This window comes from Stenotrophomonas sp. YJH_SMC_53, assembly GCF_059369995.1.
In genome coordinates, this window is the sequence record NZ_JCAFTF010000014.1 from 16,955 (window position 1) to 30,479 (window position 13,525).

At 67.1% G+C, this 13,525-nt stretch carries 11 protein-coding genes, 1 pseudogene and 1 riboswitch; of the genes and pseudogenes, 5 read left to right on the top strand and 7 right to left on the bottom strand.

Going from position 1 to position 13,525, the window contains the following annotated elements:
* Nucleotides 1-138: 138 nt before the first annotated feature.
* The 3 genes from AC5P7X_RS18055 to AC5P7X_RS18065 form a co-directional block, all read right to left on the bottom strand.
* A complete protein-coding gene (locus tag AC5P7X_RS18055; RefSeq protein ID WP_495215239.1) occupies nucleotides 139-531 on the bottom strand; it encodes a hypothetical protein in 393 nt (130 codons plus the stop codon).
* 68 nt (nucleotides 532-599) lie between these two features.
* The gene (locus AC5P7X_RS18060) at nucleotides 600-1,496 is read right to left on the bottom strand and encodes a siderophore-interacting protein (protein WP_253136545.1); all 897 of its coding nucleotides are present in this window, start codon (nucleotides 1,494-1,496) and stop codon (nucleotides 600-602) included.
* A gap of 144 nt (nucleotides 1,497-1,640) precedes the next feature.
* On the bottom strand, nucleotides 1,641-2,867 hold the full coding sequence (locus tag AC5P7X_RS18065) for a multidrug effflux MFS transporter (RefSeq protein WP_053500685.1): 1,227 nt from the start codon (nucleotides 2,865-2,867) through the stop codon (nucleotides 1,641-1,643).
* Between the two features lie 299 nt (nucleotides 2,868-3,166).
* Nucleotides 3,167-3,269, top strand: a riboswitch (glycine riboswitch).
* Nucleotides 3,270-3,331: 62 nt separating this feature from the next.
* On the opposite strand from AC5P7X_RS18065, the gene gcvP reads away from it, so the two are divergent.
* Nucleotides 3,332-6,199: an aminomethyl-transferring glycine dehydrogenase gene (gene gcvP, locus AC5P7X_RS18070; RefSeq protein WP_053500679.1), complete on the top strand. Its 2,868-nt coding sequence runs from the start codon at nucleotides 3,332-3,334 to the stop codon at nucleotides 6,197-6,199.
* A 92-nt stretch (nucleotides 6,200-6,291) separates the two neighbouring features.
* Here the strand turns inward: gcvP and AC5P7X_RS18075 are convergent, their stop codons facing one another.
* From AC5P7X_RS18075 to AC5P7X_RS18085, 3 genes are all read right to left on the bottom strand, one after another.
* On the bottom strand, nucleotides 6,292-6,702 hold the full coding sequence (locus AC5P7X_RS18075; protein ID WP_005418291.1) for a VOC family protein: 411 nt from the start codon (nucleotides 6,700-6,702) through the stop codon (nucleotides 6,292-6,294).
* Between the two features lie 140 nt (nucleotides 6,703-6,842).
* A complete protein-coding gene (locus AC5P7X_RS18080; RefSeq protein WP_053500677.1) occupies nucleotides 6,843-8,210 on the bottom strand; it encodes an amino acid permease in 1,368 nt (455 codons plus the stop codon).
* A gap of 82 nt (nucleotides 8,211-8,292) precedes the next feature.
* Nucleotides 8,293-9,015 carry a helix-turn-helix transcriptional regulator gene (locus AC5P7X_RS18085; protein ID WP_005418296.1) on the bottom strand — a complete coding sequence of 241 codons (723 nt, stop codon included), beginning with the start codon at nucleotides 9,013-9,015 and terminating at the stop codon, nucleotides 8,293-8,295.
* A gap of 158 nt (nucleotides 9,016-9,173) precedes the next feature.
* Here AC5P7X_RS18085 and AC5P7X_RS18090 point away from each other — a divergent pair.
* Nucleotides 9,174-11,207, top strand: a pseudogene (locus AC5P7X_RS18090) (catalase); the annotation flags it as partial.
* A gap of 22 nt (nucleotides 11,208-11,229) precedes the next feature.
* Nucleotides 11,230-11,703: a hypothetical protein gene (locus AC5P7X_RS18095; RefSeq protein WP_171957575.1), complete on the top strand. Its 474-nt coding sequence runs from the start codon at nucleotides 11,230-11,232 to the stop codon at nucleotides 11,701-11,703.
* A 9-nt stretch (nucleotides 11,704-11,712) separates the two neighbouring features.
* On the opposite strand, the gene AC5P7X_RS18100 is transcribed toward AC5P7X_RS18095, so the two are convergent.
* Nucleotides 11,713-12,453: an alpha/beta fold hydrolase gene (locus AC5P7X_RS18100; protein WP_053498902.1), complete on the bottom strand. Its 741-nt coding sequence runs from the start codon at nucleotides 12,451-12,453 to the stop codon at nucleotides 11,713-11,715.
* A gap of 251 nt (nucleotides 12,454-12,704) precedes the next feature.
* Here AC5P7X_RS18100 and AC5P7X_RS18105 point away from each other — a divergent pair, with 251 nt between their 5' ends.
* Nucleotides 12,705-13,133: a hypothetical protein gene (locus tag AC5P7X_RS18105; protein ID WP_231109044.1), complete on the top strand. Its 429-nt coding sequence runs from the start codon at nucleotides 12,705-12,707 to the stop codon at nucleotides 13,131-13,133.
* A gap of 14 nt (nucleotides 13,134-13,147) precedes the next feature.
* Nucleotides 13,148-13,438, top strand: coding sequence for a hypothetical protein (locus tag AC5P7X_RS18110; protein WP_032954416.1), 291 nt, complete (start codon nucleotides 13,148-13,150; stop codon nucleotides 13,436-13,438).
* The last annotated feature ends 87 nt before the right edge of the window (nucleotides 13,439-13,525 follow it).

Consider the following 13,525-nt stretch of genomic DNA (forward strand, 5'->3'; position numbering starts at 1 on the left):
ACCGGTGGGCGCCATTGCAGCGAACGCATCGCCATGCGCGCGGAGCCTTTCGCCAAGCAGTGAGAGTGATTCATGCCCGGCGGCTCTTCATCGCACCGCTGCGCTCGCCGGGCATGGCCCGGCGCTACCCACGGCGGATCAGCTGTCCTTCTTCGCCGCCATCGCCGCGGCCAGTTCCGCCTTGAATTCCTCGAAGGTCTGGCCCTTCTCTTTCGCTTCGGCGTGCGCGGCATCGCGCAGCGCATCGGAGTACATCAGGCGCACCGGCGTGCCGTTGCGTTCGTGCAGCTCACCGGCCTGCATGATCAGCGCCAGCACCTGCGCAGCGCTCTCGCTGTGGCCGGCGATGCGGCCATCCATGCCCAGCACCCATTCGCCATCGCGGCGAACGACACCGGCCAGCAGGGTGCGCTGCGCGTCGCGCAGTTCGGCATGCGGCTCCACCGGCGACGCCTGCGCGGCTGCCTTGTTGGCGGCCTGCTTTTCCTGGCGACGGCGCTGGTCGCGGCGGGTCTTGGAGCTGGTGGACATGGTGCAATACCGCTGCGAGGGGGGCGCAAGGATAGCGCACCCCACCCGCCACGCCGCTTCACACCCGCTCAATCCAGCACTTTGCCGTGCCGCCAGTAGCCCATGAAGGTGATCGCGCGGCGGTCCAGCCCGCAGTCACGGACCAGATGGCGACGGATCGCCATCACCGCCCCCGCCTCGCCTGCCACCCAGGCATACAGCGGCCCGGCCACGCTGGCATCGGCCTGTTCCCAGAGGATCTGCGCGTCAACGTCGATCTCTTCCAGTTCGTCGCCAGCGGCCACGCTCGAGGCGGCTGCCAGCCGCGCCTGCACCGCCTGCAACAGCGGCGCCCCGTACGCCGCGCGCCCGCGCGGCAGCCAGACCAGCTCGGCGGTAGCCGGTGCCTTCAGCGGCACCGCGTCGCCGGCCTGCGCCACTTCCAGCAAGGCCAGCGTACGCGGCGGATCCACCATGGCCGCCAGTTCCTCAAGAATGCCAGCCACCGCCGGTAACGCGGTTTCATCGGCCACCAGCAGCACCTGGCCGACGCCGGCCGGCGGCTTCCATTCCCAACCTTCACTGCTGTCGGCGCAGTCGGCATCGGGAGCCAGCAACACCACACGGTCGCCGGGGCGTGCATGGATGGCCCAGCGTGAGGCCGGCCCGGTCTCGCCATGCAGCACGAAATCAACATCGACTTCGCCCAGCTCTGCACGCAGCTGGCGGATGGTGTAGGTGCGCATCGGCGGGCGCTGATCGTCCGGCAGCGCCCGGTAGCGGGGGTACCAGTCCTCGCCGCTGGGCACCTGTGGCAGGTCCTGGCCAGGCAAGGGGAAGAACACCTTGATGCGCTGGTCCGGGCCTTCGGTCTTCATCCGCGCCACGTCGGCGCCGGTGAACACCATGCGATCCAGGGAAGGGGAAAGAACGCGGCGCTCCTTCAGCGCCACCTCGAACAGGCGGTAGGTCTGCTGCGCAGCCATTTGGGGGAAACCTCATGCAACGACATCGGATCGGCTGGCTGTCGTGCATCCACGCACCGGCTGGCTGGAGTGCCCAGCCTAGTCCGGCCGTTCCCTGCCGCAAGTGTTTCGGGCATCGTGGCCCGCCCTACCCCTGCGCGCTGCTCAGTGACCCGTGCAGGCTGCCTGCGCCGCACGCTCGCGCTGGTGTTCCCAGTACCAGAACACGAAACCGGCGCCGAAGAACGCGGCCTGGCCCAGTGCCAGGTGCAGCGGGCTACCGCTCAGCAGTGGTGACACCACGCCGGCCACCACGGTGCTGATCATCAGCTGCACAAAGGCCTGCAGCGACGAGGCCAGGCCGCGCTGATGCGGGTACATGTCCAGTACCGCCAGCGCCAGGATCGGGAAGATCAGCGCCATGCCCATGCCCCCCAGGAAGATCGGCAGTACCGCCCATGGCAGCACGAACTGTGGCGACAGCACCACGTAGCCAACGTTCAACAGCACCGACAATGCGCACAGGCCGAAACCAATGGAGACCTGGCGGGTGGGCGTGGTGTGCCCGGCCATGCGCCCGGACAGGAATGAGCCGGTGGTCATCCCGCCGATGGTCGGGATGAACAACCAGGCAAACCCGCCCTCGCCCAGGTGCAGGTGCTGCATCACGAACACCGGCGCCGAGGAGATGTACAGGAAGATTCCACCAAAGCCGATGCTGCCGGCCAGCGCCAGGCGCAGGAAGCGTGGATTGAAACCGATGCGCACGTAATCACGCATCAACGCGCGCGGTGACAACGGCACGCGCGCTTCGACCGGATGGGTCTCGGGCAGGTAGCGTGCAGTGGCCGCCAGCAGGACCAGCCCGAACACCACCAGGAACCAGAAGATCAGCGGCCATCCCGCGCCACTGAGCAGGATCCAGCCACCGATGATCGGCGCGATGGCCGGGGCGATGCCGAACAGCATGGACACCTGGCTCATCAGCCGCTGCGCGTCATGGCCGTGGTACAGGTCGCGGATCACCGCGCGGCCGACGATCATGCCGACACCCGCCGACAGGCCCTGCAGCGCGCGGAAGGCCAGCAGCGTGGTCAGGTCGGTGGACAGTGCGCAGCCCACCGAGGCGCCGACGAACACCACCAGTCCACCGAGGATCACCCGCTTGCGGCCCCAGGCGTCGGACAGCGGGCCGTGCGCCAGGCTCATCAGGCCGTAGAACAGCAGGTACACGCTGATGGTCTGCTGCACCGCCACCTCGTCCACCGCCAGGCGCCGGGCCAGCTGCGGGAAGGCCGGGAAGATGGTGTCGATCGAGAACGGGCCGAACATGGCCAGGCCGGCAAGCAGCAGGGCCATGCGGCGGGTGGAGGGAGCAACAGCGGCGGTCATGGGAAAGGCGTCCGGCAGGGCCATGCGTGGCACGCACGGCGGGCGCCGGTCCCTGTCTGCAGGGAGGGCGCCAGATGAATTCGGGTATCTGGCCATCATAGGTGGGGATTGCGCCTGATGCCATGCAGCGATGCACAAAACGCACGTCCGGGCCATCGGCCATTCAGGCGCAGCGGCCAGGCCCGTAGACGGCCAGCGGGCCCGCAACGGGCTATAATCGGCGGGCAACACGGTGGGAGAAGCGGAACACCGCTGCCGAAGGCGCAACGCCCGTAATCGCTCAGGCCCGATACCACCCGTAACAGAACTCTGGAGAGACCGGTTCGATCCGGCGCCGAAGGGGCACGAAGCCGCGGTTTTCCGCGCTTCCAAACTCTCAGGCAAAAGGACAGAGGGGCGCCCCGCAGACCGCCGACCGGCGGCTTGTGCCCGTGCGTGTGCCCTTTCCTGACGGATCCTTCGCCATGTCCCAGAACACCCCTTCCCTGCGTGAGCTCGAGCACCACAATGCGTTCGTCGAGCGCCACATCGGCCCCAACGATGCCGAGATCGCGCAGATGCTCGACGTCGTCGGCCACGCGTCGCTGGATGCGATGACCGATGCCATCGTGCCGGCCAAGATCAAGTCGCCGGCGCCGCTGGCGCTGCCGGAGTCGATGACCGAAGTGCAGGCACTGGCGAAGATCCGTGCGATCGCCGACAAGAACACCGTGCTGCGCAGCTTCATCGGCCAGGGCTACTACGGTACCCACACCCCGAACGTGATCCTGCGCAACATCCTGGAAAACCCGGCCTGGTACACCGCCTACACCCCGTACCAGGCCGAGATCTCGCAGGGCCGCATGGAAGCGCTGATCAACTTCCAGACCCTGTGCGCCGACCTGACCGGCATGGAGATCGCCAACGCCTCGCTGCTGGACGAAGCCACTGCCGCCGCTGAAGCGATGACCCTGGCCAAGCGTTCGGCCAAGTCGAAGTCGGACACCTTCTTCGTGCACGACGCCGTGCACCCGCAGACCCTGGAACTGCTGCGCACCCGCGCTGAACCGATGGGCATCGTGCTGCGCGTCGGCACCCCGGCCGAAGCACTGGAAGCGGAAGCCTTCGGCCTGCTGCTGCAGTACCCGGACACCTTCGGCCAGGTCGGCGACTACAGGGCGCTGGTCGATGCCGTGCACGCGCGCGGCGGCCTGGTGGCCGTGGCCACCGACCTGCTGGCACTGACCCTGCTGGCCGCCCCGGGCGAATGGGGCGCGGACATCGTGGTCGGCAACAGCCAGCGTTTCGGCGTGCCATTCGGTTTCGGTGGCCCGCACGCCGCGTTCATGGCCTGCCGTGACGCCTACAAGCGCTCGATGCCGGGCCGCCTGATCGGCGTTTCCGTCGATGCCCAGGGCAACCCGGCCTACCGCCTGACCCTGCAGACCCGCGAGCAGCACATCCGCCGCGAGAAGGCGACGTCGAACATCTGTACCGCACAGGTGCTGCTGGCGGTGATGGCCTCGATGTATGCGGTCTACCACGGCCCGGAAGGCCTGACCCGCATCGCCCGGCGCACCCACCGCCTGGCCTCGATCCTGGCTGCGGCACTGCGCAACGCCGGCGTGCAGGTCGGTGGCGACTTCTTCGACACCCTGCACATCACCGGCGTGCATGCCGATGATATCCACGCCAAGGCACGCGCCGCCGGCTACAACCTTCGCGCGATCGACAGCGACTCGGTCGGCATCAGCCTGGACGAGACCGCCACCCGCGCCGACGTGGTCGCGCTGGCCGCCGTGTTCGGCGCGCAGGCTGACGTCGAGGCGCTGGACGCCAGCACCGCCGACGCGCTGCCGGCGGGCCTGCTGCGCCAGTCGGCGTTCCTGACCCACCCGGTGTTCAACACCCACCACAGCGAGCACGAACTGCTGCGCTACCTGCGTTCGCTGGCCGACAAGGACCTGGCGATGGACCGCACGATGATCCCGCTGGGTTCGTGCACCATGAAGCTCAACGCCACCGCCGAGATGATCCCGGTGACCTGGCCGGAGTTCTCGCAGATCCACCCGCTGGTGCCGGCCGACCAGGCGCTGGGCTACAAGGAACTGATCGACACGCTGGAAGCGATGCTGGTCGAATGCACCGGCTACGACGCGGTCAGCCTGCAGCCGAACTCCGGCGCACAGGGCGAGTACGCCGGCCTGCTGGCGATCCGTGCCTACCACCGCTCGCGCGGCGAAGGCCACCGCGACATCTGCCTGATCCCGGACTCGGCGCACGGCACCAACCCGGCCTCGGCGCAGATGTGCGGCATGAAGGTCGTGGTGACCAAGACCGATGCCAACGGCAACGTCGACGTCGAGGACATCCGCCTCAACGCCGAGAAGTACAGCGACCGCCTGGCCGCGATCATGATGACCTACCCGTCCACGCACGGCGTGTTCGAGGAAGAGGTGGTCGAGATCTGCGAGATCATCCACAAGCACGGCGGCCAGGTGTACACCGACGGCGCCAACATGAACGCCCTGGTCGGCGTGGCCAAGCCGGGCAAGTGGGGTTCGGACGTTTCGCACCTGAACCTGCACAAGACCTTCTGCATCCCGCACGGCGGTGGTGGCCCGGGCGTGGGCCCGTGCGCGGTCAAGGAGCACCTGGCCCCGTTCCTGCCGGGCAAGCTGGGTGACAACGGCCCGGTCGGCATGGTCAGCGCGGCCAGCTTCGGCAGTGCTTCGATCCTGCCGATCAGCTGGATGTACATCGCGATGATGGGCCGCGAAGGCCTGCGCAAGGCCACCCAGGTCGCGCAGCTCAACGCCAACTACATTGCCAAGCGCCTGGCTCCGCACTTCAAGACCCTGTACACCGGCCGTAACGGCCTGGTGGCGCACGAGTGCATCCTGGACGTGCGCCCGCTGGAGAAGACCAGCGGCATCGGTGCCGAGGACGTCGCCAAGCGCCTGATCGACTTCGGCTTCCACGCCCCGACCCTGAGCTTCCCGGTGGCCGGCACGCTGATGGTCGAGCCAACCGAGAGCGAGTCGCTGCACGAGCTGGACCGTTTCATCAACGCGATGATCCAGATCCGAGAGGAAATCAGCGCGATCGAAGACGGTCGCCTGGACCGCGAGGACAACCCGCTGAAGAACGCGCCGCACACCGCCACCGCGGTGACCGCCAGCGAGTGGACCCACGCCTATCCGCGCGAACTGGCCGCCTTCCCGCTGGCCAGCCTGAAGCAGAGCAAGTACTGGCCGCCGGTGGCACGCGTCGACAACGTGTACGGTGACAAGAACGTGATGTGCGCCTGCATCCCGGTCGATGCCTACAAGGATGATGAAGTCGAGGCTTGATTCCTCACTGCATCGATAAAGAAAACGGCCCGCGCAAGCGGGCCGTTTTCATGAGGGCGTGTGGACCAAGGTCCACACCCACAATTACCCGATCACGGGTCCGGCATCTGCCCCAGGCTCAGCTGCCACGACACCCCGAAGCGGTCCTGCACCCAGCCGTAGCGATTGCTGAAGTCGTAATCACCCACCGGCATCAGCCAATGGCCGCCCTCGCCCAGCACACGTGCCGCACGTTCGAACTGCTCGGCACCGGAACACTCGACGAACAACGAGATCGACGGCGAGAAGGTGAAATCGTGCACGTCCAGGCTGTCAAAGCACAGGTAATGCGTGCCACCGAGCAGGAAGATCGCCTGGCGGACCTGGCCGGGCACGCCGGCGCCGGCCCCCTCGGGGTGGCGTTGCAGGGCCAGCAGGCGGAAATCGGCGAAGGCTTCGGCGTACAGGGCCAGGGCGGCCTCGGCCTGGCCGGTGAACATCAGGAAGGGACGGCTGCGCAGCATGCGGTACTCCTGGTCGACGGGCCGCTGGCGGCCCACGCGATCAGGATGGCACGGCGGATGTATGCCGGCTGTAGAGCCGAGCCCATGCTCGGCTGGCGGCCGCGCGAACAGCAGCCGACCGTAGGGTCGGCACTACAGAATCAAGCCTGGCGCATGCGCCGTGCGATGGCGCTGCCGGCGGCAATCGTGGCGGTCAACGCCACCATCGACAGGAACTGCAGGCGGGTGTGCGACTCACTCAGCAGCAGGCCGAAGATCAACGCCAGGATCGCCAGCGCGCAGCAGGTCAGCCACGGGAAACCGGCCATGCGGAACGGCAGGCGGGTACCCAGGCGATCGGCGCGGCGGCGCAGTACCAGCTGCGAAACCAGCGACAGCGTCCACACCAGCAGGCAGGTGGAACCGACGATGTTCAGCAGCACCGGCAGCACCCGGTCCGGGAACAGCAGCTCCATCACCGTGGCCGCAAAGCCGAACAGCACGCTGGCCAGCACGGCGATGACCGGCACCTGCCGCGGATCGGTCCAGCCCAGCACAGCCGGCGCTTCGCGGCGCTGCGCCAGCGAATACATCATGCGCGAGGCGCCGTAGAGGTTGGCATTGAGTGCCGACAGCAGCGCGATCACCGCGATCAGGGTGATCGCAGTGCCGGCGCCCGGAATGCGCGCGATGTCCAGCACGGCGGCAAAGGGCGACTTCAGTGCTTCGCTGGTCCAGGGCACCACGGCGATGATCACGCTCAGCGAGCCGATGTAGAACACCAGGATGCGCCAGGCCACGGTACGGATGGCACGGGCGATGCTGCGTTCGGGATCTTCGGTTTCGGCCGCCGCAACGGCAACGATTTCGGTGCCACCGAAGGCAAAAACGACAACCAGCAGCGCCGCACCGATCCCGGCCAGGCCCTTCGGTGCGAAACCACCGTGTTCGGTGAAGTTGCTCAGGCCAGGTGAGGTGACCTGCGGCAGCCAGCCCATCAGCAGTGCCACGCCGATGGCAATGAAGGCCAGGATCGCCGCCACTTTCAGGATGGCGAACCAGAATTCGAACTCGCCGAAGTTCTTCACCCCGAGCAGGTTGATCGCAGTGAAGAACAGCATGAAGGCCAACGCAGCCATCGGCACCGGCACCACCGGCCAGACCGTGGCAAGCAACCCGGCCGCACCCACCGCCTCGGCGGCGATCACGATCACCAGCTGCACCCACCACAACCAGCCGACCGTGGCGCCAGCGGTGGCGCCCATGGCATCGGCGGCGTACACCGAGAACGCGCCGCTGGTCGGTTTGGCCGCCGCCATCTCGCCCAGTGCGTTCATCACGATGATCACCAGCGCGCCGGCGACCAGATACGAGACCAGAACCGCCGGGCCGGCCGCCTGCACACCCACGCCCGAGCCGAGGAACAGGCCGGCGCCGATGGCGCTGCCCAGGCCCATCATGATCAGCTGGCGGGGCTTGAGCGAATGTCCGAGGCGGGACGGCGAAGCGGTCGGAATCGAGTTGGGCATCGGCGGGGCTGGCGGCGGGCTACAGGGGCGACACCTTACCCTGTCCCGTGCCCACGGGGATAGGCACAGCGCAGCAGGCGGCTCAGGCCAGTGCGGGCTCGCCGACGTTGCCGCCGATACGGGCGCGATAGGCGCGCGGCGAGAAACCGGTTTCAGCCTTGAACTTGCGGGTGAAGGCACTCTGGTCGCTGAAACCGCAGGCCTGCCCGATGCAGGCAATGCTGTCGTCGCCATGCAACAGGTGCATGGCCATCTGGATCCGCAGCCGGGTCAGCACCTGCTGCGGGGTCATCTGGAACACCTTGCGGAAACTGCGTTCCAGCTTGGACAGCGAGAAGCCGGTGATGTCCAGCAGGGTCTGCATGCGCACGTTCTCGGCGTAGTGCGCGTTGAGGTGGGCCAGGGCCAGCCGCAGCTGCTCGTACTGGGCGCCCAGGCTGTCCTTCTGGCCCAGGTCGCGGGAAATGCCGATCAGGCCCTCGATGGCGCCATCGACCAGCAGCGGTCGCTTGCAGGTCAGGCACCAGCCCGGTTCGCGGTTGGCGAACAGGTGCAGCTCCATCAGGTTCTCGATCACCTCGCCGGACAGCACGCGGGCGTCCTGGTCGACATAGTCCGCGCTGAGGCCGGTCGGGTAGATCTCGGCCGCCGTGCGCCCGATCACGTCCTTGCGCGCGCGCAGGCCCAGCCGTCGCAGCATGGTCTGGTTGACGTGGGTGTACCGCCCCTGGCGGTCCTTGATGAAGAACAGCACGTCCGGGATGGCGTCGAACAGGGCTTCGATGTCGGCGGGCTCGACTCGCATGGGGCAAGCATACCCGAGCCTGCTTTTGCCTGTACGTTCACCTCTGCCGGACCTCGGTTTAACGGGGCTGGTTCCAGTGTCGTGGTTCCCTTGATGATCCGGAGCCCCCCATGGCCGCCAGCAAGCCGACCGGCAAGCGCGCAACCGAAAACCACCCCCGCGGCAATGGCGATGAACTGCACCCGCGCGCCGGCGGCAGCCACCCGGCGATGACCACCGATCAGGGCATCCCGGTGGCAGACAACCAGAACTCCCTGCGGCAGGGAACTCGAGGGCCCACGCTGCTGGAAGACTTCATCCTTCGCGAGAAGATCACCCACTTCGATCACGAACGCATTCCCGAGCGCATCGTGCACGCACGTGGCAGCGCGGCACATGGCTACTTCGAGTTGACCCGGTCTCTGGCCGCCCACACCCGGGCGCGCATCCTGACCGAGGTAGGCGTGAAGACGCCCGTGTTCACCCGCTTCTCGACCGTGGCCGGTGGCGCAGGGTCGGTGGACACTCCGCGCGACGTCCGCGGCTTCGCGGTCAAGTTCTATACCAAGGAGGGCAACTGGGATCTGGTCGGCAACAACATCCCGGTCTTCTTCATCCAGGACGCCATGAAATTCCCGGATCTGGTGCATGCGGTGAAGATGGAACCAGACCGTGCGTTCCCGCAGGCCGCCTCGGCCCATGACACCTTCTGGGACTTCATTTCGCTGATGCCCGAGTCGATGCACATGATCATGTGGGCGATGAGCGACCGCGCCATCCCGCGTTCACTGCGGATGATCGAGGGCTTCGGTGTGCACAGCTTCCGCCTGCTGGACGAGGCGGGCGAGTCGACCTTCGTCAAATTCCACTGGCGACCCAGGCTGGGCATCCAGTCAACAGTCTGGGACGAAGCGTTGAAACTGCAATCGGCTGACAATGACTTCCATCGCCGCGACCTGTTCGAGGCCATCCAGCGCGGTGATTTCCCCGAGTGGGAACTGGCGGTACAGCTGTTCACGGAAGAGGACGCCGAGGCATTTCCGTTCGATCACCTGGATCCGACCAAGATCATCCCTGAATCGCTGGTACCGCTGCAGGTGATCGGGCGCATGGTGCTGGACCGCTGGCCCGACAACTTCTTCGCCGAGACCGAACAGGTGGCGTTCTGCCCGGCCAACGTGCCGCCGGGCATCGATTTCAGCAACGATCCGCTGCTGCAGGGCCGCCTGTTCTCCTACCTGGACACCCAGCTGCTGCGGCTTGGCGGCCCGAACTTCCACCAGATCCCGGTGAATGCCCCGAAGTGTCCGTTCGCCAATCACCAGCGCGACGGCCACATGCAGATGCAGGTGCCCAAGGGCCGCGTCGCCTATGATCCCAGCTCGCTGCAGGAGGACTCGCCGCGCGAGACGCCCGCAGGTTTCCGCAGCCACGCCAGCGCCGACGATGGCCGCAAGGGCCGCACCCGCGCGGAGAGCTTCGCCGACCACTACAGCCAGGCACGCATGTTCTTCCGTAGCCTTGAGAAGCCGGAACAGGCGCATCTGGCATCGGCACTCGTGTTCGAATTGTCCAAGGTGGAAACACTCAAGGTGCGGGTGCGTACCGTCAGCCACCTGCGCAACATCGACGAATCACTGGCGCAGCGCGTAGCTGATGGGCTCGCGTTGCCTGCACTGCCCGACCCCGCGCCGACCGCCACGCCGGTGCAGGACATGCCTGCCGCTCCCGAGGTGCGCGTGATCGGGCGCAACAAGCCCACCCTGCAAGGGCGCAGCATCGGCATCCTGTTTGATGAGGGCTCCGACGCGCGCGTGATGGCCAGCCTGAGCAAAGCGGCCCGGAAGGCGGGTGCAGACGTGAAGCTGGTCGCGCCCAAAGTAGGCGGCGCCACGCTGAGCGATGGGGCGATGCAGGCGGCGGATGGGCAACTGGCGGGCACGCCATCGGCTGTGTTCGATGCGGTGGCCGTGGTGCTCAGCCCGGAAGCCGCGAAGGCCTTGTCGAAAGAGAGTGCAGCCATCGAGTTCGTCAGCCAGGCGTGGGCGCACCTGAAGGCCATCGCCAGCGACGCAGGCAGCCAGGCGCTGCTGAAGGCGGCGCGCGTCGGCAACGATGCCGGCATCGTCGAAGCGGAAGACGCCAAGGCCTTCCTGGCGGCGGCCGCCACCCGCCAGTGGGCGCGTGAACCCAAGCTGCGCCTGCTGGCCTGACTACTACAACAGGAGAACCGTCATGCCCCGTGGTGACAAATCCGCATATACCGAGAAACAGAAGCGCCAGGCCGAGCACATCGAGGACAGCGAGCGCGAGCGCGGCGCAAGTGAAGGGACTGCCGAGCGCATCGCCTGGGCCACCGTGAACAAGCAGGACGGTGGCGGCAAACGTAGCGGAAGCGCACGCAAGGGTACGAAGAAGGCGGCGAGCAAGAAGGCGGCCAGCAAGGCGCCTGCCAGGAAGTCAGCCGCAAAGAAGGCCACGACCAAGGCGACGGCCGCGAAGAAGGCGCCTGCGAAGAAGGCGGCGGCAAAGAAGGCACCGGCTCGTAAGACCGCCAAGAAGGCCGCAAAGAACACAGCGGTCAAGAAGGCTGGTACAGCCGCCTCGCGCAGTGCTGCAGCGAAGAAGGCGGCCAAGACCCGTGCGGCGAAGAAGACCGTGCGCAAGGTGGCGGCCAGGAAAGCGGCACGTACCCGCGCCCGCAGCTGAGCGCATCGTTCAACGCGGCAACGTCCTCATCCACGCGGCCACTTCGGCTGCAGCTGCGTCGGCACGCGCCTGCAGCAGCAGATGTGGCCCCTCCAACGACACATGGCGGGCATCGGGCAACAGGGCCTGCAGCTCGGCCACGCTGGGCGGCCACAGCAGGCGGTCGTGGCACGCGTGCAGGCACAGCGTCGGCACCTGGATTGCTGGCAGCAATGCACGCACGTCGACCCGCAGGGTCGCTGCGGCGCGTTGCCGCAACGTGCTCGTCGGAGTCCTGGCCAACGCATCGCGCAGCATCGACGTGTGCCCGCGGGTGTACCACGGCCCCAGCAACAGGCGCGCCAGCAATGCCACGGGAGGCAGCGGCCAGGCCGGCGACAGCAGGGCTGCGCTGGCTGCCGGCAGTGGCACCGGCCGACGCGCAAAGGTCGCTGCAAGCACCAGTCCGCGCAGCCCGGTGGGATGGCGCGTGGCCAGTTCAACAGCCAACGGGCCCGAGAAAGACTCGGCGAGCAGGATGAAGGGACGACTGGGCAACTGCGACCACAGCCGTTGGGCAAGCGTGGCGTGATCCTGCGGTCCCTGCGCGGGCAGCGTGATCGCCTGCGTTGTCAGACCGTAAGCCTGGAGTGCCGACAGGAACGGGGGCGACAGCCTGCTGGAGCCATCCAGACCGGGCAGCATCAGCACGTGCTGCGGCGCGGCCGATGCAGGGAAACAGATCGGCGTTTCCTCGGTCCCGATTCCCATGCCACCTCCTTTGCTGGCAAGCATCACCCACATCGGCAGGCAACGGAACCCCTGCTCCGGCTGTCCTGCTGCTTTGCCGGCCAATGTTGGGCAATACTACCCGCTCTGCCGCGGGACGCGGCTACCCGGGAGAGCCGTTGATGCGATGGACCTGCGCGCTGGCCATGATGGCCATGATGCTGCCACTGAACAGCTCCGCCAGCGATGGTTGGATAAATGGGGATGGCAAGGCGTTGACGGAGACCGATGCCATGAAATCCAGCGGCGGCTTCGCGGCATCGCTGCTGGTCACTTCCGATGCCGACTGGCGGGCCAAGTGGGAGACCCCGCCGGAGACCACTCCCGGCTTCAACGAGGCCAACGAAGTCCACCTGGGCGGTGAGTTGTTCCTGCTGACATTCCTCTCCAACCCGCAACTGGACGAGAACCGCGTACCCAAGGTGCACTGCGACCTGCGCATGCTGCGCCCGGACGGCAGTACCAGTATCGACGAACGCGATGTTCCCTGTTTCACCGCCGCCCTGACCGGCCCGCCAAACCTGCTGTACATGACCAACCTGCACCTGAAGTTCGTCGCCGAGGCCGGTGATCCCAAAGGCACGTGGACTGCGCAGGTGGTGGTCCGGGATCTGCTGCGGAAGGTGAGCCTGCCGCTGCAGGCCCGCTTCGACGTCCGTTGAACCGGGGCATGCGGATGAAGATGCGGCGACTCCTGAGCTGGACCGGTCTTGCGCTTTGCGTGGTCTACCTGCTGTTGACCGCATGGCTGGTTCACGGCGCGCAGTCGGAGGGGGACCCGAAGGGTACCTATATCCTGATGGCGCTCCCCATCACCCTGCAGTCTGCCGCACTCGATGCCATCGGCGCAGGCGGCCTGCTGCGTGGCAAGCCCTGGTCGACCGCATATGCAGTGCTGGTTCCGCCAACACTGCTGTTGCTGTACGCAGCCGGCTGGCTGATCGAACGCTCAGCCCGCGGGCGCTAGCCCGCGGCATCGTTCCGGTGGGTGCATCGACGCCCTGCATGCGGGACATCGCAGGCAGGGCGCCATCCAGTATCCAGTTACAGGTCG